Origin of the sequence: Actinomadura sp. NPDC048394 (assembly GCF_040651755.1) — a bacterium.
GTDB lineage: Bacteria > Actinomycetota > Actinomycetes > Streptosporangiales > Streptosporangiaceae > Spirillospora > Spirillospora montaniterrae.
In genome coordinates this window covers 31,110-51,344 of record NZ_JBEZJL010000051.1, presented here as the reverse complement: position 1 = coordinate 51,344, position 20,235 = coordinate 31,110, and the positions used below count along the sequence as shown (strand labels likewise).

At 72.9% G+C, this 20,235-nt stretch carries 30 protein-coding genes; 17 read left to right on the top strand and 13 right to left on the bottom strand.

Annotated elements, in window-relative coordinates; translation table 11 throughout:
• Window positions 1–2: 2 nt before the first annotated feature.
• The 4 genes from AB0C78_RS32400 to AB0C78_RS32385 are packed head-to-tail and all read right to left on the bottom strand — an operon-like array spanning window position 3 to window position 1,952.
• A complete protein-coding gene (locus AB0C78_RS32400) occupies window positions 3–443 on the bottom strand; it encodes a hypothetical protein (RefSeq protein ID WP_360755293.1) in 441 nt (146 codons plus the stop codon).
• Window positions 444–458: 15 nt separating this feature from the next.
• Window positions 459–1,190, bottom strand: coding sequence for a hypothetical protein (locus AB0C78_RS32395; RefSeq protein ID WP_360755290.1), 732 nt, complete (start codon window positions 1,188–1,190; stop codon window positions 459–461).
• Entirely contained in the window at window positions 1,171–1,821 is a 651-nt protein-coding gene (locus AB0C78_RS32390; RefSeq protein ID WP_360755288.1) for a hypothetical protein, read from the bottom strand. Before AB0C78_RS32390 ends, AB0C78_RS32395 begins: the two co-directional genes overlap by 20 nt.
• Window positions 1,809–1,952: a hypothetical protein gene (locus tag AB0C78_RS32385; RefSeq protein ID WP_360755286.1), complete on the bottom strand. Its 144-nt coding sequence runs from the start codon at window positions 1,950–1,952 to the stop codon at window positions 1,809–1,811. Before AB0C78_RS32385 ends, AB0C78_RS32390 begins: the two co-directional genes overlap by 13 nt.
• A 40-nt stretch (window positions 1,953–1,992) precedes the next feature.
• Between AB0C78_RS32385 and AB0C78_RS32380 the strand changes: the two genes are divergently transcribed.
• From AB0C78_RS32380 to AB0C78_RS32355, 6 genes are all read left to right on the top strand, one after another.
• Window positions 1,993–2,331 (top strand): hypothetical protein, encoded by a 339-nt coding sequence (locus AB0C78_RS32380; RefSeq protein ID WP_360755283.1) that lies wholly within the window; start codon window positions 1,993–1,995, stop codon window positions 2,329–2,331.
• Entirely contained in the window at window positions 2,331–2,747 is a 417-nt protein-coding gene (locus tag AB0C78_RS32375) for a hypothetical protein (RefSeq protein ID WP_360755281.1), read from the top strand. The genes AB0C78_RS32380 and AB0C78_RS32375 overlap by 1 nt, the downstream gene beginning before the upstream one ends.
• 123 nt (window positions 2,748–2,870) lie before the next feature.
• Window positions 2,871–3,074: a helix-turn-helix domain-containing protein gene (locus AB0C78_RS32370; RefSeq protein WP_360755278.1), complete on the top strand. Its 204-nt coding sequence runs from the start codon at window positions 2,871–2,873 to the stop codon at window positions 3,072–3,074.
• Complete coding sequence (locus AB0C78_RS32365) at window positions 3,071–3,541, top strand: hypothetical protein (protein ID WP_360755276.1); 471 nt, start codon at window positions 3,071–3,073, stop codon at window positions 3,539–3,541. The genes AB0C78_RS32370 and AB0C78_RS32365 overlap by 4 nt, the downstream gene beginning before the upstream one ends.
• Window positions 3,538–3,918: a hypothetical protein gene (locus AB0C78_RS32360; protein ID WP_360755273.1), complete on the top strand. Its 381-nt coding sequence runs from the start codon at window positions 3,538–3,540 to the stop codon at window positions 3,916–3,918. The genes AB0C78_RS32365 and AB0C78_RS32360 overlap by 4 nt, the downstream gene beginning before the upstream one ends.
• Window positions 3,915–4,214, top strand: coding sequence for a hypothetical protein (locus tag AB0C78_RS32355; RefSeq protein ID WP_360755271.1), 300 nt, complete (start codon window positions 3,915–3,917; stop codon window positions 4,212–4,214). Before AB0C78_RS32360 ends, AB0C78_RS32355 begins: the two co-directional genes overlap by 4 nt.
• A 68-nt stretch (window positions 4,215–4,282) precedes the next feature.
• On the opposite strand, the gene AB0C78_RS32350 is transcribed toward AB0C78_RS32355, so the two are convergent.
• A complete protein-coding gene (locus tag AB0C78_RS32350; protein WP_360755268.1) occupies window positions 4,283–4,654 on the bottom strand; it encodes a hypothetical protein in 372 nt (123 codons plus the stop codon).
• Between the two features lie 90 nt (window positions 4,655–4,744).
• On the opposite strand from AB0C78_RS32350, the gene AB0C78_RS32345 reads away from it, so the two are divergent.
• Window positions 4,745–5,011, top strand: a complete 267-nt coding sequence (locus AB0C78_RS32345) for a GntR family transcriptional regulator (RefSeq protein WP_360755265.1) — start codon at window positions 4,745–4,747, stop codon at window positions 5,009–5,011.
• Here AB0C78_RS32345 and AB0C78_RS32340 read toward each other — a convergent pair.
• On the bottom strand, window positions 5,008–5,886 hold the full coding sequence (locus AB0C78_RS32340) for a tyrosine-type recombinase/integrase (protein ID WP_360755263.1): 879 nt from the start codon (window positions 5,884–5,886) through the stop codon (window positions 5,008–5,010). The genes AB0C78_RS32345 and AB0C78_RS32340 overlap by 4 nt on opposite strands.
• A gap of 126 nt (window positions 5,887–6,012) precedes the next feature.
• Between AB0C78_RS32340 and AB0C78_RS32335 the strand changes: the two genes are divergently transcribed.
• The 3 genes from AB0C78_RS32335 (at window position 6,013) to glpK (ending at window position 9,028) form a co-directional block, all read left to right on the top strand.
• Entirely contained in the window at window positions 6,013–6,483 is a 471-nt protein-coding gene (locus tag AB0C78_RS32335) for a thiamine pyrophosphate-dependent enzyme (RefSeq protein ID WP_360755260.1), read from the top strand.
• Between the two features lie 93 nt (window positions 6,484–6,576).
• Complete coding sequence (locus AB0C78_RS32330; protein WP_151546353.1) at window positions 6,577–7,428, top strand: MIP/aquaporin family protein; 852 nt, start codon at window positions 6,577–6,579, stop codon at window positions 7,426–7,428.
• An 82-nt stretch (window positions 7,429–7,510) separates the two neighbouring features.
• The gene (gene glpK / locus AB0C78_RS32325; protein ID WP_360755257.1) at window positions 7,511–9,028 is read left to right on the top strand and encodes a glycerol kinase GlpK; all 1,518 of its coding nucleotides are present in this window, start codon (window positions 7,511–7,513) and stop codon (window positions 9,026–9,028) included.
• Here glpK and AB0C78_RS32320 read toward each other — a convergent pair.
• The gene (locus AB0C78_RS32320) at window positions 9,004–9,993 is read right to left on the bottom strand and encodes a Gfo/Idh/MocA family oxidoreductase (RefSeq protein ID WP_360755255.1); all 990 of its coding nucleotides are present in this window, start codon (window positions 9,991–9,993) and stop codon (window positions 9,004–9,006) included. The two genes, glpK and AB0C78_RS32320, sit on opposite strands and share 25 nt — an antisense overlap.
• A 119-nt stretch (window positions 9,994–10,112) precedes the next feature.
• Here AB0C78_RS32320 and AB0C78_RS32315 point away from each other — a divergent pair, with 119 nt between their 5' ends.
• Entirely contained in the window at window positions 10,113–10,958 is an 846-nt protein-coding gene (locus AB0C78_RS32315) for a serine protease (RefSeq protein ID WP_360755252.1), read from the top strand.
• Between the two features lie 65 nt (window positions 10,959–11,023).
• Here the strand turns inward: AB0C78_RS32315 and AB0C78_RS32310 are convergent, their stop codons facing one another.
• Window positions 11,024–11,839: a SigB/SigF/SigG family RNA polymerase sigma factor gene (locus AB0C78_RS32310; RefSeq protein WP_360755250.1), complete on the bottom strand. Its 816-nt coding sequence runs from the start codon at window positions 11,837–11,839 to the stop codon at window positions 11,024–11,026.
• Between the two features lie 164 nt (window positions 11,840–12,003).
• On the opposite strand from AB0C78_RS32310, the gene AB0C78_RS32305 reads away from it, so the two are divergent.
• The 6 genes from AB0C78_RS32305 to AB0C78_RS32280 all read left to right on the top strand — a co-directional run bounded on the left by AB0C78_RS32305 (window position 12,004) and on the right by AB0C78_RS32280 (window position 15,591).
• Entirely contained in the window at window positions 12,004–12,465 is a 462-nt protein-coding gene (locus AB0C78_RS32305) for an SRPBCC family protein (RefSeq protein WP_360755248.1), read from the top strand.
• 181 nt (window positions 12,466–12,646) lie between these two features.
• Complete coding sequence (locus tag AB0C78_RS32300) at window positions 12,647–13,132, top strand: CrcB family protein (RefSeq protein WP_360755244.1); 486 nt, start codon at window positions 12,647–12,649, stop codon at window positions 13,130–13,132.
• Window positions 13,129–13,479: a DUF190 domain-containing protein gene (locus AB0C78_RS32295; protein WP_151546347.1), complete on the top strand. Its 351-nt coding sequence runs from the start codon at window positions 13,129–13,131 to the stop codon at window positions 13,477–13,479. Before AB0C78_RS32300 ends, AB0C78_RS32295 begins: the two co-directional genes overlap by 4 nt.
• Entirely contained in the window at window positions 13,476–13,838 is a 363-nt protein-coding gene (locus tag AB0C78_RS32290; protein WP_151546346.1) for a CrcB family protein, read from the top strand. The genes AB0C78_RS32295 and AB0C78_RS32290 overlap by 4 nt, the downstream gene beginning before the upstream one ends.
• A gap of 285 nt (window positions 13,839–14,123) precedes the next feature.
• Window positions 14,124–14,696 (top strand): DUF4142 domain-containing protein, encoded by a 573-nt coding sequence (locus tag AB0C78_RS32285; RefSeq protein ID WP_360755240.1) that lies wholly within the window; start codon window positions 14,124–14,126, stop codon window positions 14,694–14,696.
• 7 nt (window positions 14,697–14,703) lie between these two features.
• Window positions 14,704–15,591 carry a polysaccharide pyruvyl transferase family protein gene (locus AB0C78_RS32280; RefSeq protein ID WP_360755237.1) on the top strand — a complete coding sequence of 296 codons (888 nt, stop codon included), beginning with the start codon at window positions 14,704–14,706 and terminating at the stop codon, window positions 15,589–15,591.
• 19 nt (window positions 15,592–15,610) lie between these two features.
• On the opposite strand, the gene AB0C78_RS32275 is transcribed toward AB0C78_RS32280, so the two are convergent.
• Genes AB0C78_RS32275 through AB0C78_RS32255 form a run of 5 tightly spaced genes read right to left on the bottom strand, consistent with a single transcriptional unit; the run spans window position 15,611 to window position 20,104 of the window.
• Window positions 15,611–16,567, bottom strand: a complete 957-nt coding sequence (locus AB0C78_RS32275) for an NAD-dependent epimerase/dehydratase family protein (RefSeq protein WP_360755235.1) — start codon at window positions 16,565–16,567, stop codon at window positions 15,611–15,613.
• Between the two features lie 9 nt (window positions 16,568–16,576).
• Complete coding sequence (locus tag AB0C78_RS32270; RefSeq protein WP_360755233.1) at window positions 16,577–17,521, bottom strand: glycosyltransferase family 9 protein; 945 nt, start codon at window positions 17,519–17,521, stop codon at window positions 16,577–16,579.
• Window positions 17,512–18,189 (bottom strand): SDR family oxidoreductase, encoded by a 678-nt coding sequence (locus AB0C78_RS32265; RefSeq protein WP_151546959.1) that lies wholly within the window; start codon window positions 18,187–18,189, stop codon window positions 17,512–17,514. The genes AB0C78_RS32270 and AB0C78_RS32265 overlap by 10 nt, the downstream gene beginning before the upstream one ends.
• The gene (locus AB0C78_RS32260; protein ID WP_360755230.1) at window positions 18,186–19,583 is read right to left on the bottom strand and encodes a PfkB family carbohydrate kinase; all 1,398 of its coding nucleotides are present in this window, start codon (window positions 19,581–19,583) and stop codon (window positions 18,186–18,188) included. Before AB0C78_RS32260 ends, AB0C78_RS32265 begins: the two co-directional genes overlap by 4 nt.
• A complete protein-coding gene (locus AB0C78_RS32255) occupies window positions 19,580–20,104 on the bottom strand; it encodes an SIS domain-containing protein (protein WP_360755381.1) in 525 nt (174 codons plus the stop codon). The genes AB0C78_RS32260 and AB0C78_RS32255 overlap by 4 nt, the downstream gene beginning before the upstream one ends.
• Window positions 20,105–20,235 lie beyond the last annotated feature (131 nt).

Sequence of the window (20,235 nt, the reverse complement as noted above, 5' to 3'; positions counted from 1 at the left end):
CCTTACGCTCTGGTGGGGAGGATCAGGTTCGTCGGGCGGCACCGGCCGAGCAGCGCGCCTACCTGGGCGCGCTGGTCCTCCACCGTCAGCCGCGGGATGAGCTCGCGGCCGCCGGCGCGGTGGTCCGGATCGGCGAGCCGCATCCCCCGGTCGTAGGCCGCGCGGTTCGTCCGCAGGAACGAGGCGGCTTCGCACGTCGACATCGAGCACGGCGCGATGCGGACGAACGCGTACCACTGCTCGTCGTGGTGCTGGTGGCGGACGGCGTCCCGCTTGCTCTCGTAGAGCTCGCCGTCCGAATCGCCGTCCTGCAGCCGCACCGCGAACCACTGCCCGACCGCGTCAATGCCGAGCGCGGACCGGTGGAGGTTGTAGGTATCGGCCGTGCGCTTGGCCGCATCCTCGTGAGGGCTGTCCTTACGCGGACAGTTCAGGTCATGCACATTTCCATTAGACCTCTACGCGCCCACGATTGCCATTTCTCCAGAGGCATTGATGTAAAGGAACTCAAAGCGCTGCAGCGTGAGTACGTGCCGTTCTATCTCCTGCGGGTCAATACCGCCCGCAAGTTCCCCGTAGCGCTGCCGGTTCTTTCTGTCGTTATCTGGTGCCAGAAAGAAATGCGACGGGCAATTGAAAACGAAACCTGGCAGGGGTGACTTCTGTGTCCCGCTTGGCTTCTGCGTCGCCATCCACGCCCCACAGCGCACACCGCCACCACGGGTCAGCACGGCGAGGAGCTCTTCCGTGAGCCCGAGCTCGCCGACGATGCCGTAGATCTCATCGAGCATCAGCACGCTGCGGCCGCGCTTGTAGCCGTCCAGGATGCCCGCCCGGAACTCCTCCCGGATGTGGGGGTTGTCCGTCGCCGGGTCCATGGTGTGGTGGGGCCACAGCGTGTACCCGGGCGGCCGCCGGAACGGGACGCTCACCGGGGGCCAGTGCGAGACCTCCCGGAAGCCGAGATGCTCGCTCCACCTGGACGTGGTGGGGTCGGCCGGCTTCATACAGAACGCGGTCACGCGCGGGTCGCGCTTCGGGTCGCCGGTCAGGGTCGCGGTCAGCAGCTGCCAGAGCAGCCACGTCTTGCCGGCGCGCTGCGTCGGTCCGAAGGCCACCACGTGCTCACCGGGCCGGTAGTGCCAGTACCGGGCCAGGAAGTCACCACGTTCAAGCCGGAGTACCCGCACCGGCCATCTCCGCCAGCTGCTCGCGCACGGCGCCGCTGAAGGCGTCCGCGGCCGCGGCCGCGCGCTCGTCGACGGGCGCGCGCCACACCGCGGCGGACGCCATGGCGAACGGCACCGTCGCCATGACCGCGGGCAGGACCCACCCGGCCGAGCCCATGGTGAGCTGTTCGACGCCCCGCCGGATCACCTGGTTGTTGCACGCGGCGAGGTCGACGGCCCGGGCCAGGCCCGGGGTGTGGTCGGTGACCACCTGGCCCTGAAGACGCAGCCGGACGCCGAGCTCGCCGGGCACGGGCACGATCGCGGCCGCGATGGTCAGGCCCTGCAGCCACTCGGCGACCGGCTGAACGTAGGTCCCGGTCGGGGGCGCGGCCGCCGCCGGCGAGGCCTTCGCCGGCCGCTTCGCACCGCCGCGGCCGCGGCTGCCCGCGGCCTTCGTCGTGCGCGTCCGGCGATGCTTGCCGTCATCGGCCGGCGCGGGCGCGTCCGCCTGGCCCTCGTCGCCGTCCTTCGGCTGCGGCGCCGGCGCCGGCGGCTCGTCGGGCTCGGGGGCGGACATCGCCGCGGCGAACCGCCTTTCGACGTCGTCTCCGTCGATTGTCGAGCCGTCCGGGGTCTTCAGCTTCGGCACAGCGCAACTCCGATCGCCACGAGGCCCAGAACCACGGCGCAAATCGCGACCGCGGCGACCGCTATCAGCCCGGACGAAACACGCTCCGAAGCGCGTTCGATCGTGTCACGGGTGTGTTTCAGCGGGTTCACGTATCTACCATAACCGTAAGACCCGAAATCGAGGTGGACCATGCCGCGAGGACCGGCCCGGAACTGGACAGCCGTTGCGGAACATACGCAGCAGGCGTTGCCTTTTGTCCGGGCAGCAGTGCAGTACGGGCATGACGTGGAACTCCAAATCACAGAAGTCGCAGAAGGCGACGTGATTCAGTTGCGGCGCGGACTGTTCAATGCGGCGAAGCTGCACAACGTGAGTATCCATGTGCACGCGGCGCGGCAGAAGGACGGAACGTACACGCTGACGTACGCCGTCCATTCCAAGCGCGACGGGCGCGCGCACATCCTGGAAAAGCACGGCGAGGATCGCACGCGGTGGCCCTACAACCCGCGGCACCGGAAGGCGGAGTAATGGAGCACACGCACGGACCGAACGGCGAAATCCTCCCGGTCGACCCTGACGCGGTCGCCGCCGGCGAGGTCGCCGAAGCGGCTACCGAGGTCGCCCAGACCACCGCGGCCGCGGACGTCCAGGTCGCCGAGATCGAAGCGGCCCGGGACGTCGAGCTCGCGCGCATCGACGTCGAGCGCGAGGAGGTCTGGCAGGAAGGACGCGTGGCCAGGCTGGAAGGGGAGCTCGCCGGCATCCGGGAGACCCTCGACAAGCTGACGCAGCCGCCGGCCGAGCCCGAGCCCGACCCGGTCGTGGTCGAAGCGCCGCCCGAGCCCGCTCCCGAGCCCGAGCCCGCGGCCGCGCCGGCGCCGGCGCCGGAGCCCGAGCAGCCGAAGGGCAAGAAGAAGCCCGGCTTCTGGGGCCCGTACAGCTGAACACGGCGCGTCGGGGCGCATATACGGGCCCTTTTCCGGCGGCCGGGCTAAATTAGCCCGGCAAATTGCCCCGGCCCACGCATATCGCGCGCATACGCACATCACCCCGGAAAGGGGCAGCACATGAATGACAGCAAGCCCGCCGAGTACTACAAGGTGGCGGAGATCGCCCAGCGTCTCGGCGTCAGCAAGATGACCGTCTACCGCATGATCCACAACGGGGAGATCCCGGGCGCCATCCCGTTCGGGCCGCGGATCTTCCGCGTGCACAAGGTCACCTTCGATCTGTGGCTTGCCGAGCGGCAGGAAGAGGCGGCCGCGCGATGACGCCGTCTCTCGGAGTGGTGATCGGCCTGCCGATCGCGGCGCTGATCCTCGCCGTGTGCGTCGCACTGATCGTGTTCGCCGTGCGCCGCTTGCTGTGGACGCCGGATGAACTCGAAGCGGAAGGCGCGCTCTTCCTGGGCGCCGGCGCGGCCGCCGTCGCGCTGCTCGTCCTCGTGCTCACCGGCTTCACGATGTGGCCGTGGAAGCCCGAGTACCACGAGTGGCGGACGGCGAGCGGCACCGTTGCCCAGGTCGACTCGCGTACGGTCAGCGACGGCGACCACGGCATGACCGAACGGTTCGTGGTGACGTACGTCGACCGGCGTCAGCGCTCCTGCGACGACACGCGCTGTGCCGCGGTGCGCCCGGGCGACCGGCTCACGCTGCGCTGTAAGCGCGCCTACCAGTGGAGCGGCACGCCCGGATGGGACTGCAACTGGCTCCGGAATCAGGAGGGGGCTCGATGATGATCGACCAGCTTCGTCTTCAGGTTCAGGTCAGGGTGACGACACCGGGCCGTACCAAGACGCTCGCGTCCTTCGATGACGACCTTCCGTTGGACGGCCACGTCTCGTTCCTGAAGATCGGGCGACTGCTCGCGCACTACGAAGAGCTCGGAGGACACCTGCGCGCCGAGCTCGCCAACGAGGGCCAGGACCTCACCGGCGACGTCGCCGCGGCGGCCACCGAGCCGACCGTCGAGCCGGCCGGGCTGAAGCCGCTCGCGCGGCACTGGTTCACGCTCGAAGGCAAGACCGTCTGCTTCGAGATGTTCGAGCCCAACGAGCCCCCGAAGTACTGCGGCTGCACCTGCGGCAACTGCGACAGCTGCCTAGGGGAATGAGCGAAGAGGACCTGGAGCGCGAGGTTCGCCGGCTGCTCGTAGAGCACGGGCTGATGCTGTCGAGCTTCCACGTGCCGGACAGCCGCGGGATGACGCGCGGCCTGCCGGACTGGGTCATCATCGGCGGGCATGTGCTCTGGCGCGAGCTCAAGAGCGCCACGGGCGGGCTGCGGCCGGAACAGTGGACGATCGGGCACGCGCTCCTGCAGGCGGGCCAGGACTGGGCGGTATGGCGGCCGCGGGACCTCGCATCCGGCCGCATCGCCGCGGAGCTGCAGCGCGCGGCCGCGGCATAGGAAAGGCCCGGACGGCGAGGAGATCTGGACCGGTGCCGCCCGGGCCCATCAGGGGTTCCGAGGTCAGCTTATGTGCCGACCGGCGACGCGGGTTTGACCTCCCGCCCCGCGCGTCGCCGGTCGGGGTTCAGGTAGCCGTTGATGCGCATCGCCGCGTCCGTGATGGCGCTGTGCGGGGCGATCGGCTCGCGCCACGAGGTGTAGAACCACAGCCGGTCGTTGTCCTCGCGGCGCTTCCGGCACGTGATCCGGTCGCCGCGGGCGAGCCCACAGCAGCCGGGGACGTCCCGCCGCCGGACGCGCACGGCACCCGTGACGCATTCCACTTCCAGGGTCTTGTAGGTGTCCAGGCGCACGGCCAGGGCGTGAAGACGGGCCACGACTTCGGCCGCCCAGGTGCGCTCTTCGGGCAGGGGCGTGTGAGGGAGATCGGAGGTCATACCGGCATTGTAGGACGCTGTAGGAACCTATGGGTTCCACTAGGAACATCCGAGCATCTGTGCTGGTCAGGGGGTTCCTACGGTCGAAGAGTGGAGGACGGAAGCGAGATCGACTGGAGCCCGCTGCAGCACAAGTACGTGCAGTTGGCGGACCACATCGAAGCCCAGATCAGGGACGGCCGGCTCGCGCCGCGCGCGGCGCTGCCGAGCGTCCCGCGGCTCGCCGAGACCTACGGCGTTGCGAAGATGACGGCGAGCCGCGCCGTGAAAGTGCTGGTGGAACGTGGTCTCGTGGTGGTCGTCTTCGGCCGGGGCACGTTCGTACGTGATCCGGAAGACGTACCGCCGGACGCCTAGCCGCCGCCCTCCGCAGCGCGCCGCCGGCGCCGCTCCTGCGGCTGGATGAGCAGCACGGCGCGCACGGCGTCGCGCGGCTGCACGGCCGTGTAGACCATGGTGCTGCTCACGCTGCTGTGGCGCAGCGCCTCTTGCGCGACGCGGATGTTCCCGCCGCTCGTCTCGAGGACGGACGTCCCGAAGAAGTGGCGCAGCTGATGAAGGGTCTCATCGAAGCCGCACTCATGGAGGTACTCGCTCGCGATGTTGCTGACGGTCTTCGGGCTGTTCGGGCCGGAGCCGCGGGCGCGAAGGAAGAGGTAGCCGCGGCGCGGCAGGCCGTACGCCTGGAGTTCGCTCCAGACGTACGGGATCAGCGGCACCATGGCCTCCTTCGAGCCCTTCGCCATCTCCTCTGAGACGTGGATCATCGGCGGGCGGTAGGTGTTCAGGAGGTCCTGCCGGGTGATGTACGCGATCTCCTGCGCGCGTAGGCCGGCGTAGGCCGCGAGCACGAGCCACGGCCGGATGCGGTGCGGTGCGTTCTCGATCGCGTAATCAAGATCGTCTTCGGAGATCGGGCGGGGGATGCCGCGGCGGCGCGCGGGGATCGGAAGGTCATCGGCCGGGGACTGCTCGATACGGCCCGTACGGGCGAGCCACGCGAAGAAGGTGCGCGCGGTGTTGGCGTACGCGCTGATGGTCGTGTCGCTGTGCTGTAGCCCGGTGCGCCAGCGTAGAAGATCGTCCGGCGTCGCTTCCTGGAAGGAAGCTTCCAACGAATCGGCGAGTCTGGTCAGCCGTCGACGGTACTCCGTGATGGTCCGCGGGCTTCTTCCCTTGAGATGTAGTCGTGTGAGGTACTCCCGTACGAGTGTTTCGTCCCCGCTGTGCATATATGTGAGATTCTCTCTGACAATCATGCGGCGCGAGTGGCTACGGGGACAGTCTCCGCTAGCAGCGGAGTAAGGACTCCCCAGGTCAGGCCGCCAGAATCGCGACCGCTATCGGACAACCCGGCGATGTTCCTGGACGTCCCGGACGCCGACGGGCTGGTGTTCACCCAGGCGTTCCAGTCGATCGGGCTGGGCCTGGCGACCGCGATCGGCGCGGCGGTCGCCCGTCCCGGCCGGCTTACCGTCGCGGCGCTCGGCGACGGCGGGGCGCTGATGGCCGCCGCCGAGCTGGAGACGGCCGTGCGGCTCGGCCTCGGCCTGCTGGTGGTCGTCTACGACGACGAGGCCTACGGCGCGGAGGTCCACCATTTCGGCCCGTCCGGCCACCCGCTCGGCACCGTCACGTTCCCGCCCGCCGACCTGGCCGCGATCGGCCGCGGCTACGGCTGCGCGGCGGCGACCGTCCGGCGGCCGGACGACCTCGCGGCCGTGGCGCAGTGGCTCGCCGGCCCCCGCGACCGGCCGATGCTCGTGCACGCGAAGGTCGCGCGGGGACGGCCGTCCTGGTGGCTCGAGGAGGCCTTCCGGGGGCACTGACCGGTACCGGGTCGTGTAGCCGCCGTTCGCCGGGGAAGGAACGCGGACAGTGATCATCCACTGTGCCCAGCGTCACGACCCCGAGGAGGAGAGATGGCCGCACCCCCGCGAGCACGAAGGCTCCCGGACATCGTCGTCGAGATGTCCGCGGAGTTCGCCGGGACGCTGATCCTCATCCTGTTCGGCGTCGCCGTCGTCGCCCAGGCGGTCGCGGGCAGCGGCCTCGGCGAGCCGCAGAGCCTCGGCGGCCACGACGCGATCGCCTGGGCCTGGGGCCTCGCGGTCACGCTCGGCGTCTACGTGTCGGCGCGGCTCAGCGGCGGCCACATCAACCCGGCGGTGACCGTCGCGCTCGCGGTGTTCAAGGGCTTCCCGTGGCGGAAAGTGATCCCGTTCATCTTCGCGCAGACGCTCGGCGCGTTCATCGCGGCGCTGATCGTCCGGTGGGACTACAGCGAGATCCTCGACAAGTTCGACCCCGGGCACACCACGAAGACGCAGTTCGTGTTCTCCACCATGCCGGGCAACGGGTCGCTGCCGATCCACACCTGGGGCGCCTTCCGCGACCAGATCATCGGCACCGCCATCCTCCTGTTCCTGGTGCTAACGCTCACCGACCTGCGCAACTCGCCGCCGCTGGCGAACATGGCGCCGTTCATCATCGGGCTCATCGTGGTCGCGATCGGCATGGCGTTCGGCTCGGACGCCGGCTACGCGATCAACCCGGCGCGCGACTTCGGCCCGCGGCTCGCCCAGTACATCACCGGCTACGACAACGCCTGGCGAGATCAGTACGGGCACTTCTACTTCTGGGTGCCCCTCGTCGCGCCGATCATCGGGGGCATCGTGGGCGCCGGCCTGTACATCCTGCTCATCGGCCGCAACATCCCGGAGGAAGGCCCCGGGGGCACCGAGCCGAGGCCCGAGTACGACGTCGAGGAGTGACGGGCGCCGCCCGTCCCCGCCCCGAACGTCCCCGCCCCGCCCGCCACCGCCTCGACCGTCCCGCGCAGAAAGGCAGAGCCGCATGGCCGACTTCGTCGGCGCCCTCGACCAGGGCACCACCAGCACCCGGTTCATGATCTTCGATCACGGCGGCAACGAGGTCGCCCGCCACCAGCTCGAGCACGAGCAGATCCTGCCGCGGGCGGGCTGGGTCGAGCACAACCCGACCGAGATCTGGGAGCGCACCCGCGCGGTCGTCCAGACGACGCTGAACAAGGCGAACCTGCACCACGACGACCTCGCCGCGTTCGGGATCACCAACCAGCGCGAGACGACGCTGGTCTGGAACCGCCGCACCGGCCGCCCGTACTACAACGCGATCGTGTGGCAGGACACCCGCACCGACCGCATCGCCTCCGCGCTGGAGCGCGACGGCCGCGGCAAGACGATCCGGCACCGCGCGGGCCTGCCGCCCGCGACGTACTTCTCCGCCGGCAAGGTCCAGTGGATCATGGAGAACGTCGACGGGGTGCGGGAGGCCGCGGAGAAGGGCGACGCCGTCTTCGGCAACATGGACACCTGGGTGCTGTGGAACCTCACCGGCGGGACGGACGGCGGCGTGCACGTCACCGACGTCACGAACGCCAGCCGCACCATGCTGATGGACCTGGAGACCCTCGACTGGGACGACGAGCTGCTGTCGTTCTTCGGCATCCCGCGCTCGATGCTCCCGGAGATCAGGCCGTCGTCGGCGCCCGACCCGTACGGCGTCACCCGCCCGGACGGCCCGCTCGGCGGGGAGGTGCCGCTGACCGGCATCCTCGGCGACCAGCAGGCCGCGACGGTCGGGCAGGTGTGCTTCTCGCCCGGCGAGGCCAAGAACACCTACGGCACCGGCAACTTCCTGCTGCTCAACACCGGTGAGGAGCTCGTCCGGTCCAAGGCGGGGATGCTCACGACGGTCTGCTACAAGTTCGGCGACCACCCGCAGGTGTACGCGCTGGAGGGCTCGATCGCGGTGACCGGGTCGGCGGTGCAGTGGCTGCGCGACCAGCTCGGCATCATCTCCGGCGCCGCGCAGAGCGAGAACCTGGCCCGGCAGGTCGAGGACAACGGCGGCGTCTACTTCGTCCCCGCGTTCTCCGGCCTGTTCGCCCCGTACTGGCGGTCGGACGCGCGCGGCGCGATCGTCGGCCTGTCCCGCTTCAACACCAACGCGCATCTCGCCCGCGCCACGCTGGAGTCCATCTGCTACCAGTCCAAGGACGTCGTCGAGGCGATGCGCGAGGACTCCGGCGTCTCGCTGGACGTGCTCAAGGTGGACGGCGGCGTGACGGCGAACGAGCTGTGCATGCAGATGCAGGCCGACATCCTCGGCGTCCCGGTGTCGCGGCCGGTGGTCGCCGAGACGACGGCGCTCGGCGCCGCCTACGCCGCCGGCCTCGCCGTCGGGTTCTGGAACACCACCGACGAGCTGCGCCAGAACTGGAACGAGGACAAGCGCTGGCTGCCCACTTGGAGCGACGAGCAGCGCGAGCAGGGTTACGCGGGCTGGAAGAAGGCGGTCGAGCGCACCTACGGCTGGGTGGAAGTGGACTGAGTGAACTGGGCGGTGATCTCGTCGACGGTCCGCAGGATCGCGACGGTCTCGTCCAGCGGCATCAGGGGCGACTCGGTGAGGCCGGCGCGCAGGCAGCGCGCCACCTCCTGCGCCTGGTAGGTGTAGCCGTGCCCGTCGATGTCCGCGGTGAGGACCTCGGGGTCGCCGCCGGTCCGCACGACCGTCATCGACGCGGGACGGTAGAACGGCGACGCGACGTCGACGCGGCCGCGCGTCCCGATGACGGTGGCGGTGTGCGGCGAGTCGCCGAGCAGGCCGCAGTGCAGCAGCGCCACGGCGCCGGAGGCGTAGCCGAGCAGGACGCCGGTGTTGGCGTCCACGCCCGTCGGCGCGGGTGACGCGGTGGCCTGCACGGACGCGGGCGGGCCGAGCAGCGGCCAGGTGAACGACAGCGGGTAGCAGCCGAGGTCGAGCAGCGCGCCGCCGCCCAGTTCCGGCGACCACAGCCGGTGCTCCGGGTCGTAGGTCGCGGTGATGGAGAAGTCGGCGTACACGGCCGTCACGTCGCCGATCGCGCCGTCGGCGACGAGGTCGCGGAGCCGCCGGACGAGCGGGTTGAACCGCGTCCACATCGCCTCCATCGCGAACACGCCGCGCTCGCGGGCGAGCGCCGCGAGCTTCTCGGCGTCGGCGGCGCCCGTGGTGAACGGCTTCTCCACGAGCACGGCCCGCCCCGCCTCGATGCACTGCCGCGCGGGCTCGTAGTGCAGGGGGTGCGGTGTCGCGACGTACACGACGTCGACGCCGTCGTCGGCGGCGAGCTCGGCGTACGAGCCGTGCGCCCGGGGGACGCCGTACCGTTCGGCGAACGCGGCGGCGGTGCCGTGCGAGCGCGACCCCACGGCGACGACCTCGTGATCGGGCAGGCGCAGCACGTCCTCGGTGAACACGGCGGCGATGCCGCCCGTGCCCAGGATCCCCCAGCGCAGCGGTGTGTCGGTCATGCGCCGATCGTACGGTGTGGCGGTCCTTCCCCCGGCGGTGAAGGTGATCTAGTGTCCGCCGGGACAGTGCCGTAGTCGGCCGGTCACCGTCCGTGCCGACCCGCCCGAGAGGACCCCGCATGAACCGGCGATTCGCTGGAGCCGTCACCGCGTCGATCGCCCTCGCGGGGGCCGCCGCTCCGGCCGTCCCGGCGGGTGCCGCCGAGGCCCCGGGCACATCCCGCGGCCCCGGCGAGGTCGACTTCACCGGGATCGTCGCGCTCAGCAACTGCTCGGGCTCCCTGGTGCGCGGGCCGCGCTCGCGCGACTCCGACAAGGCCCTGGTCCTGACCAACGGCCACTGCCTGGAGGACGGGATGCCGAAGCCCGGGCAGGTCATCGTCGACCGGCCCTCCACCAGGACGTTCACGCTCCTCGACCGGACGGGCCGCACCACCCTCGGCACCCTGAAGGCCACCCGGGTCGAGTACTCGACCATGACCGAGACCGACGTCACGGTGTACCGGCTGGACGAAAGCTACGCGGCCATCCGCAAGCGGTACGGCGTCCCCGCGCTGCGTCTGTCGACCGCCCGGCCGCACGACGGCACCGAGATCCGCGTCGTGTCGGGCTACTGGAAGGCCATCTACGGCTGCAAGACGGACGCGACCGTCCACCGGCTGCGGGAGGCCGGCTGGACCTGGAAGGACTCCATCCGGTACACGGCGCAGTGCCGGACCGTCCACGGGACGTCCGGGTCGCCCGTCATCGACGTCCGGACCCGCCACGTCGTCGCGATCAACAACACCGGGAACGACGACGGCGAGCGCTGCACCCTGAACAACCCGTGCGAGGTCGACCGGAAGGGGGCCGTCACCGTGCGGCACGGCGCCCACTACGCCGCGCAGACCTACCTGCTCGCGCGGTGCCTCGGCAAGGGCGGCGACGTGGTGCTGAGCAGGTCCTGCGCGCTGCCGCGGCCCTGACCCCGATCGTTTCCGCGCGCTACCGTGACCCGGGCCTTCCGCGCAGGCCTGCCGCGCACCGCCGGTCAGCCGTCCGCGAGGAGGCCGCCGCGCAGCCGCTCGAGCGTCGCGCGCAGCAGCCGCGACACGTGCATCTGCGACAGCCCGACCTGCTCGGCGATCTGCGTCTGCGTCTTGTTGCCGAAGAACCGCAGCAGCAGGATCGTCCGCTCGCGTTCGGGGAGCTCGTCGATCAGCGGCCGGAGCGCGTCGCCGTCGATGAGGTTCTGCAGGGCGGGGTCGTCGGAGCCGAGCCGCTCGCCGACCGTCCCCGCGTCGCCGTCGGGGGTGCCGTCCGCGGGCGCCTCCAGCGACAGCGGCCGGTAGGCGTCGCAGGCGACGATCACCTCGACCGTCTCGTCCTCGGTGATCTCCATGAGCGCGGCGATCTCCCGGGTCGTGGGGGAGCGGCCGTGCTCGCGGGTGAACCCCTGGACGGTGCTCTGCAGCACCGGCCGCAGCTCCTGGATGCGCCGCGACACCCGCACGCCCCACGTCTTGTCCCGGAAGTGCCGCTTCACCTCGCCCGTCACCACCGGGTAGGCGTAGGTGACGAACCGGTCGCCGACCTCGGGGTCGAACCGGTTGATGGCCTTGACCAGCCCCAGGTACGCGACCTGCTGCAGGTCGTCGAGGGGTTCGCCCCGGTTGGCGTACCGGCGCGCGATGCCCCGCACGAGCGGGATGTGCATCTCCACGATCCGCGTGCGCAGCCGGTCGCGGCGCGGGTCGTCCTCCGGGAGGCGGTTCATCTCCGCCAGGAGGAGCTCGGCCTGGCCGTCCCCGAAGCGGGGCGGCCGGTCATCGGGCCGCGGGGGGCTGGACGGACGCGCCGACGTCATGGGGGTCGTTCTCCTTCGGGGTGCCGGCGATGGGCGGGTCGCTGATCGCTGCGCCTCCTGTACCCGGGGAGCCGCCTCTCACACCGGACCGCGTCGCCGTCCGGGCCGCCGTGTAGAAGGAGGCGAGGCGGGTAGCGGGCGGGAGACGGACGAAGGGGAGCCCCGTGAGCACGATCACCGAGTCGGTCAACGTCACCGTTCCGATCCGCGTCGCCTACGACCAGTGGACGCAGTTCGAGGACTTCCCGCGGTTCATGGAGGGCGTCGAGGAGATCCGCCAGGTCGACGACACCACGCTGCACTGGACCGTCCGGGTCGCCGGCGTCACGCGGCGGTTCGAGGCGCGCGTCACCGAGCAGCTGCCGGACGAGCGCGTCGCGTGGACGTCGACGGAGGGCCCCGCGCACGCGGGCGTGGTGACGTTCCACCGCCTCGACGACGACACCACCCGCGTGACCGCGCAGATGGAGTTCGACCCCGAGGGGTTCGTGGAGAAGGCGGGCGACAGGGCGGGGGCCCTGCACCGCCGCGTGAAGGACGACCTCCGGCGTTTCAAGACGTTCATCGAGTCGCGCGGCGTGCAGACGGGCGGATGGCGCGGCAAGGTCGACCGCCCCGGATCCTGATGGGACGGGAGGAGCGGGGGCGCGCCCGGCGCACCCCCGGTGATCGGTAGACTGGGCCCGCGCCCTCGGGGGAGCGGCGCCACGGCGGTGGGGCCCGCCGTCCCCGGGACGGGGAGAACCGCGGTGCGATCCGCCAACGGTCCCTACCGGTGACCGAGGTTTCCGCTGGTAGGAGTGTGCCGTGCCCGATGCCGTGACAGGACGTCCCGTCGATCCCGACGTCGATCTCAGCGTGCCGCGCCAGCGGTTCGAGCTGCGCCGAGCCCCGTGGGCGACGCTCGGCGCCATCGCGGCGGGCGGGGTCCTCGGCGCGCTCGCCCGGTACGGGCTCACCGAGGCGATGCCGTACCGGCCCGGTGAGTTCCCGTGGCCGGTGTTCCTGATCAACGTGTCGGGCTGCCTGGTGATCGGGGCGCTGATGGTGCTGATCACCGAGACGTGGCGGGTGCACCGGCTCGTCCGGCCGTTCCTCGGCGTCGGGGTGCTCGGCGGCTACACCACGTTCTCCACCCACATCGTCGACTTCCAGCGGGCGCTGTCGGCCGGGGCGCCCGTGGTGGGACTGTCGTACCTCGGGGGGACGCTCGCCGCCGCGCTCGCCGCGGTTTTCGCGGGCGTCCGGCTGACCCGCCTCGCCGTCCGCGCGCGTCCCAAGGAGCGGTCATGAGAATCCAGGGTCCGGCGCTGCGCCTGACCGTCTTCGTCGGGGAGAGCGACCGGTGGAACCACCGGCCCCTGTACACAGAGATCGTGCACCGGGCGCACCGGGCCGGGCTCGCGGGCGCGAGCGTGGTGCGCGGCTGCGAGGGGTTCGGCGCGTCCAGCCGCATCCACACCTCCCGCATCCTGTCGCTGTCGGAGGACCTGCCGATGGTGATCGTGATCGTGGACGCCGAGCGGAAGATCCGCGCGTTCCTGCCGCAGCTGGACGAGCTGGTGGAGGAGGGCCTGGTGATCATCGACCCGGTCGAGGTGATCCGCTACACCGGCCGCGGGGCGGAGGGGGAGGCGTGACCGTCCTGCTCATCGCGCTGGGCGCGGCGCTCGGCGCGCCGCTGCGCTACCTCACCGACCGGGCCGTGCAGGCCCGTCACGACTCGGTGTTCCCGTGGGGGACGTTCACCGTCAACGTGGCGGGGTCGGCGCTGCTGGGGTTCCTGGCGGCGCTGCCCGCGTCCGGGGGGCCGATGGCGTTCGCCGGGACGGGGTTCTGCGGCGCGCTGACGACCTACTCCACGTTCGGTTACGAGACGCTCCGGCTGGCCGAGGACGGCGCCCGCTTCTACGCCGTCCTCAACGCGGGCGCGAGCGTCGCCGGAGGGCTCGGCGCCGCGTACTGCGGGATGGCGCTCGCGCAGGCGTTCACGGGCTGACCTTCCCTTGCCCGCGACGGGCGGCGCCTGGGGAAACGTGGCGCGGCCCAGGCTCGCTGACCAAGGGACCTGGCAGAACCCGGCCTGCGAGTGGGCCGCGCAGTTACTTTTCCCACCGGCCCCGTTCGGTAAACCGGCAGGTGTCTCAAGTGTCACGGCGCGAGGAGCCGCGCCACGCGGCGCCCCGCGCTCCGTCATGGACGCCCAAATCCGGGGCCGTCGAGGACATGGGCGCGCCCTCCCCGGGTAACAGGCACCAGCGTGCCACCGATGGGAGGGACCGACATGGCTCGTCGCAGGCTGCTCGCCGCGCCGCTCGCCGCCGCCGCGCTCGCCGTCGCCGCCGCGGGCTGCGGCGGAGAGACCGGGCACGCCTCGCCGGTCGCGGCGTCGGTGCCGGTCGCTTCCCCGAGCGCCTCCGCCGCCCCCGTCTCCGACCAGGACCGGGCCTGGCTGCGCGACACCCGGCAGGCGGACCTCGCGGAGATCGCCGCCGGCCGCATGGCCCAGCGCAAGGGAACGACCCCGCAGGTCACGTCGGCGGGCGCGATGCTGGTCCAGGACCACACGGCGTCCGACGCCAAGCTCACCGCGACGGCGTCCAGGCTCGGCGTCGAGGTGCCGTACGCGCCGTCCAACGTCCAATCGCTGCAGGCGAGCGAGCTGGAGCGGGGCTCGGGACGCTCATTCGACCGCGACTGGCTCAACGCCATGATCGGCGGCCATGAGAAGGCGATCGCCGAGACGAGGACCGAGATCGCCAAGGGCTCGTCACCGGACGTGAAGAACCTCGCGGCGAGCGTCCTGCCGGTGCTGCAGAAGCACCTGGGGACCCTGCAGAACGCCCAGGGCGGCTGAGCGGGGCGTGCGGGTCCTGGTGACCGGCTGGCCGAGCTTCCTGCACGGTGAGGCCACCGCGGGGGACGTCCTGGCGATGGAGGCCGTCCGGCGGGCGCTCGACGGCGCCGGGATCGGCTGCGACCTCGCCTGGAGCCCCGTCTTCCGCCCGGGCGGCCTCGACCTCGACGCGGCGGACCCGGCCCGCTACACCCACCTGGTGTTCGCCTGCGGACCGCTGCACGGCGCGCAGGTCGAGGAGCTGCACCACCGGTACGCGCGCTGCCGGCGCGTCGCGGTCGGCGTCTCCGTCATCGACCCGGACGACCCCGCCGTCACCGGCTTCGACGCCGTCCTGCCGAGGGACGCGCCGGGGACGGCGCCGCGGCACGACCTGGCGGCGCTGCCGGAAACGGAGGAGGTGCCCGTCGTCGGCGTCGTCCTCGCCCCGGGCCAGCGCGAGTACGGGACGCGCCGCCGCCACGACGGGGTCGAGGCCGAGCTCACGGCCTGGCTCGCCGGCCGCGCCTGCGCGCGGCTGCCCCTCGACACCCGGCTCGACCCGCGCGACTGGCGGCTGTTCTCCACGGCCGCCGAGCTGGAGTCCGCGCTGCGCCGCCTCGACGCGGTCGTCACGACCCGCCTGCACGGGCTCGTCCTCGCGCTGAAGAACGGCGTCCCCGTCCTGGCCGTCGACCCGGTGGCCGGCGGCGCGAAGGTCGCCGCGCAGGCCCGCGCCTGGTCGTGGCCCGCGCTCGTCACCACCGGCGAGCGGGACGCGCCGCCGCTGCTGGACCCGGCGGAACTCGACCGGTGGTGGCGGTGGTGCCTGGCGCCCGGGGGTGCGGGCCGCACGCCCGCCCGGCCTCCGTCCGCGGGCCTCCTCGCCGACCTCCTGGCCGCCCTCCGCGCCTAGGTCCCGCCGTGCTCCCCGGCTAGGCGGGCTTGGCGACGAGCAGCTCGCGGGAGAACCACTCGATGGTGGAGCGCAGCCCCTCCTCGATGCCGCACCGCGGGTGCCAGTCCAGCACCTTCTCGGCGAGCGTGGTGTCCGGCCGCCGCACCTTCGGGTCGTCCTGCGGCCGGTCGACGAACCGGATCCGCGACGGCGACCCCGTCAGCTCGACGATCAGCCCGGCGAGGTCGGCCATGGAGATCTCGTACGGGCTGCCGATGTTGACCGGCCCCGGATGGTCCGACATCGCGAGCGCGATGATGCCCCGGACGGTGTCGTGGACGTGGCAGATCGACCGGGTCTGCGAGCCGTCCCCGGTCACGGTGAGGTCCTCGCCGGTCAGCGCCTGCCGCAGGAACGTCGGGATCGCGCGGCCGTCGTCGGGGCGCATCCGCGGCCCGTAGCTGTTGAAGATCCGCACGATGCCGGTGTCGAGGCCCCGGGAGTGCCGGAACGCCGACGTCAGCGCCTCCCCGAACCGCTTGGCCTCGTCGTAGACGCTGCGCGGCCCGACCGGGTTGACGTTGCCCCAGTACGTCTCGGGCTGCGGGTGCACCAGCGGGTCCCCGTACACCTCGGACGTGGACGCCAGCACGAACCGGGCGCCCTTCTCCTCCGCGAGCTCCAGCGCGTTGCGGGTGCCCTGGCTGCCGACCTCCAGCGTCTGGATCGGGTACCGCAGGTAGTCCGCGGGGGACGCCGACGACGCCAGGTGGAACACGTAGCCGACGTCGCCGGGCACGTGCACCGGCTCGGTGAGGTCGCGTCTCAGGAACCGGAAGTCGCGCCGGTCGGTGAGGTGCGCGATGTTGCGGGACGTGCCGGTCAGCAGGTTGTCCAGGCAGACCACCGAGATGTCCTGGGCCAGCAGCGCCTCGCACAGGTGCGAGCCGAGGAAGCCGGATCCTCCGGTCACGACGGCGCGGGCATGCCTCATCTGTTCCTCCTAAGCGTGTAACGTGAGCGCCTTCCCGGCGGCCTCGACGGCCTGGTCCGCGGAGATCTCCAGCAGGCCCGGGTGGGGTTCGCCGCCGTGCGGGTCGCCGGAGCGCCCCGCCCACAGCACCCGGTGCTCGGCCCGGTCGGGCGGTCCCCACCGGGCGGGGGGCGTCGGCCCGAACAGCAGCACCGACGGCGTGCGGAACGCGGTCGCGAGGTGCGCGACGCCGGTGTCGCCGCAGACCACCAGCCGGGCGCCCGCGACGAGCGCGGCCAGCTGCGGCAGGTGGGTGCGGCCGGCGAGGTCGTCCCGCGGGTCCAGGCCCGCGAGCTCCACCACGCCGTGCGCGAGGGGCCCCTCGCCGGGCCCGCCGGTGACGACGACCCGCTCGCCGCCGGCGCGCAGCGCCGCCGCGACCGCCGCGAACCGCTCCGCCGGCCAGCGCCGCGCCGCGAACGCGGCGCCCGGATGGACGACGACGGCGCCGGGCGCGGGCGAGGGGACCGCCGGCGGCGCCAGGTCCAGGTCGTCGGGGTCGGCGTCGAACCCGTAGGCGCGCACCAGCCGGCACCAGCGCGCCACCTCGTGCTCGCCCGGATCCCAGTCCGGCCCGTCGGTGTGCAGCGCGCCGGTGTGCGCGAACGCCAGCAGCCGGGCGGGCCGCAGCGCCGCCAGCACCCGGTGGCTCTGCGGGCCGCGCCCGTGCAGGTTGACGGCCGCGTCCACCGGCCCCGGAGGCGGCAGCGGGCCGAGCCCGGAGTCCGCCGGCAGGACGTCGTCGACCGCGCCCGTGGCCAGCGCCAGCGGCGCCAGCGCGGGCGGGGCCGCGAGCGTGATCCGCGCGCCGGGCATGCCGCGCCGCAGCGCCCGCAGCGCGGGCACCGCGGTGAGCAGGTCGCCCAGCCCGAGCGCCCGCAGCACCAGCGCGCGGCGCGCGGCCGTCACGGCCACGAGGGCTCCTTCGACGGGCAGACGACCATCTCCCGCACCTCGCAGCCGGGCGGCTGCCGCAGCGCGAACGCGATCGCCGCGGCGACGTCCTCCGGCCGGTTCAGCTGGGCGTCCGGGCCCGGCTTGTACTGCTCGGTGCGGTCGTCGAAGAACGCGGTGTCCATCCCGCCCGGCACGATCATCGTGACGGCGACCTTCCCGGCCATCTCCGCGGCCAGCGCGCGCGTGAACCCGACGACGCCGAACTTGGACGCGCAGTACGCCGTGGCGTCGCTGAGCGCGCGCAGCCCGAGCGTCGACGCGACCGTGACGATCCGCCCGCTCGGCTCGTTCTCCAGGTAGGGGAGCGCGGCGCGGACGACCGCGGCGGTGCCGAGCAGGTTCACCTGCACGACCCGCTCCCAGTCCTCGGCGGGCACGTCGCACAGGGTGCCGCACGCGTCGGTGCCGGCGGCGGTGACGACCGCGTTGAGGCCGCCCGCCGCGCGCGCGAGCCCGTGCACGGCGCGCTCGGCGCAGCGCCGGTCCGCCAGGTCCGCCTGCATGTGCTCGAAGTCCTCCTTCGGGGGGTGCCGGTCGAGGATGAGGGGCCGTCCCCCGTCCTCGGCGACCTTGCGCGCGACGGCCGCGCCGAGTCCGGAGGCACCGCCGGTGATGAGGACGTTCATGACGCGTTTCCCTTCGTGGTGGACAGCAGGCGCGTGGTGGAGCGCCCTTCCAGCAGAGGCAGCAGGACCACCTCTCCGTTGTGCGCCCGGACCGTCTCGGCCTCGGGCAGGATCGTCCCGGCGTAGTCGGCGCCCTTGACCCAGACGTCGGGGCGCAGCCGCTCCAGCAGCGGCGCCGGGGTGTCGTCGTCGAACACGACCGCGGCGTCCACGTCGCTGAGCGCCTCCAGCACCCGGACGCGGTCCGCGGCCGGCGTCACCGGCCGGGTCGGGCCCTTGCGGCGGCGCACCGACGCGTCGGAGTTGACGCACACGATCAGGCAGTCGCCGAGCCGCCGGGCCTGCTGCAGCATGCTCACGTGCCCGGCGTGCAGCAGGTCGAAGCAGCCGCCGGTCGCCACGACCGTGCCGCCCGCCCGCCGCGTCCGCTCGACGACGTCCCAGGCGTCCTCCCCGCGCTCGGGGACGAGCCGGGCCGTGCCGGACTCGGCGAGCTGCGCCGCGACGGCCGCCGCCGCGCCCGCCCGGACGTAGTCCGACGCGCGCCGCACGCCGGCGGTGACGGCGCCGGACAGCGACGCCCCGTCCGCGAGCGCCTCGACCGTCCCGGCGGCGAAGCTGTCGCCGGCGCCGCAGGCGTCGCCGCGGGCCGGCTCGGCGGGCGCGAGGAACGGCGCCTCCGACCCGTCGCACAGCAGCGCGCCCTCCGACCCGAGCGTGATCGCGACGCCCTCGATGCCCCACGACCGGCCGAGGTGCCGGCCGCGGCGGCCCGCCGCCGACAGCCCGAACCCGGTGATGTCGGCCCCGTCCGCGGCCGCCAGCCGCGCGGCCTCCTCCTCGTTCGGGGTGAGCAGCCGCGTGCCCGGCACCGGCGGCTCGCCGCGCGGATGCGGGTCCCACACGACCGGGACGCCGCGCGGCAGCGCGCTCAGCAGCGACCGGACGGCGCGGTGCCGGGTCACCCCGCGCCCGTAGTCGGAGACCAGCACCGCGCCGGCCCCCGCGATCGCGTCGGTGACGCGCGGGCCGACGGGCCCGTCGAGGGCCTGCCCTTCCCCGGCGTCCAGGCGCGCCACCGACTGGTCTCCCGACCGGATGCGCAGCTTGCACGGCGTGCCGCCGTGCAGGTGGAACGCGGCGACCTCCATGTGCCGCTCCAGCATGGCGCGCAGCCGCCGCCCCGGCTCGTCGTCGGCGAGCGCGGTGACGAGCACGACCTCCCGGCCGCCGGCCGCCGCCAGCAGCGCGGCCAGCCCGGCGCCGCCGGGCCGGGCGTGCTCCTCCGCCTGCTCGACGACCGGGACGGGCGCGTCCGGGCAGAGCCGGCTGCTCGTCCCGACGATGTCGACGTCGAGCAGCACGTCGCCCACCACCACCAGCGGTGCGGTCATCGATTCACCCCCAAGGCGTCGTCGACCACCCCGCACAGCAGGTGCACCGCGGCGAGGTGGATCTCCTGGACGGTCGAGGTCGCGCCGGCCCGCACGGTGATCGCGTCGTGGCAGGCGTCGGCGAGCGGGTTCGGGCCCGGCCCGGTGACCGCCCACGCCGTCAGGCCGAGCTCGCGCGCCCGGTCCGCCGCGGCGATCACGTTGGGGCTGCGGCCGCTGGTCGACAGGCACACCAGCACGTCGCCCGGGCGGCCGTGCGCCTGCACCTGCCGGGCGAACACGTGCGCCGGGCCGTAGTCGTTGCCGATGGCGGTGACCGACGAGGTGTCCCCGTGCAGCGGGATCGCCGACAGCGGCCGGCGCTCGTCCTCGAACCGGCCGACGAGCTCGGCGGTCAGGTGCTGCGCCTCGGCGGCGCTGCCCCCGTTCCCGCAGGCGAGCAGCCGCCCGCCGGCGCGCAGCACGCCCGCGAGCCGGCGGCCCCACGCCTCGATGGTCGGGACCTGCGCGCGGAACTCCAGCGCCGCCTCGGCGAGCGCCTCCAGGCGCCGGTCCTGCGCGGTCGCGGTGCGCGTCCGCGCGATCCGTTGCGTCGTGGTCGTCACGCTGCCTCCCTGCGGGGGGCGACCCCCCGTGCCCCCCGACAACACCG

Coding starts and splice junctions, on each gene's coding strand:
- AB0C78_RS32380 (WP_360755283.1), top strand. CDS start 1,993: ATGCCGCGAGGACCGGCCCGGAACTGGACAGCCGTTGCGGAACATACG.
- AB0C78_RS32375 (WP_360755281.1), top strand. CDS start 2,331: ATGGAGCACACGCACGGACCGAACGGCGAAATCCTCCCGGTCGACCCT.
- AB0C78_RS32370 (WP_360755278.1), top strand. CDS start 2,871: ATGAATGACAGCAAGCCCGCCGAGTACTACAAGGTGGCGGAGATCGCC.
- AB0C78_RS32365 (WP_360755276.1), top strand. CDS start 3,071: ATGACGCCGTCTCTCGGAGTGGTGATCGGCCTGCCGATCGCGGCGCTG.
- AB0C78_RS32360 (WP_360755273.1), top strand. CDS start 3,538: ATGATGATCGACCAGCTTCGTCTTCAGGTTCAGGTCAGGGTGACGACA.
- AB0C78_RS32355 (WP_360755271.1), top strand. CDS start 3,915: ATGAGCGAAGAGGACCTGGAGCGCGAGGTTCGCCGGCTGCTCGTAGAG.
- AB0C78_RS32350 (WP_360755268.1), bottom strand. CDS start 4,654: ATGACCTCCGATCTCCCTCACACGCCCCTGCCCGAAGAGCGCACCTGG.
- AB0C78_RS32340 (WP_360755263.1), bottom strand. CDS start 5,886: ATGCACAGCGGGGACGAAACACTCGTACGGGAGTACCTCACACGACTA.
- AB0C78_RS32335 (WP_360755260.1), top strand. CDS start 6,013: ATGTTCCTGGACGTCCCGGACGCCGACGGGCTGGTGTTCACCCAGGCG.
- AB0C78_RS32330 (WP_151546353.1), top strand. CDS start 6,577: ATGGCCGCACCCCCGCGAGCACGAAGGCTCCCGGACATCGTCGTCGAG.
- glpK (WP_360755257.1), top strand. CDS start 7,511: ATGGCCGACTTCGTCGGCGCCCTCGACCAGGGCACCACCAGCACCCGG.
- AB0C78_RS32320 (WP_360755255.1), bottom strand. CDS start 9,993: ATGACCGACACACCGCTGCGCTGGGGGATCCTGGGCACGGGCGGCATC.
- AB0C78_RS32315 (WP_360755252.1), top strand. CDS start 10,113: ATGAACCGGCGATTCGCTGGAGCCGTCACCGCGTCGATCGCCCTCGCG.
- AB0C78_RS32310 (WP_360755250.1), bottom strand. CDS start 11,839: ATGACGTCGGCGCGTCCGTCCAGCCCCCCGCGGCCCGATGACCGGCCG.
- AB0C78_RS32295 (WP_151546347.1), top strand. CDS start 13,129: ATGAGAATCCAGGGTCCGGCGCTGCGCCTGACCGTCTTCGTCGGGGAG.
- AB0C78_RS32285 (WP_360755240.1), top strand. CDS start 14,124: ATGGCTCGTCGCAGGCTGCTCGCCGCGCCGCTCGCCGCCGCCGCGCTC.
- AB0C78_RS32275 (WP_360755235.1), bottom strand. CDS start 16,567: ATGAGGCATGCCCGCGCCGTCGTGACCGGAGGATCCGGCTTCCTCGGC.
- AB0C78_RS32265 (WP_151546959.1), bottom strand. CDS start 18,189: ATGAACGTCCTCATCACCGGCGGTGCCTCCGGACTCGGCGCGGCCGTC.
- AB0C78_RS32260 (WP_360755230.1), bottom strand. CDS start 19,583: ATGACCGCACCGCTGGTGGTGGTGGGCGACGTGCTGCTCGACGTCGAC.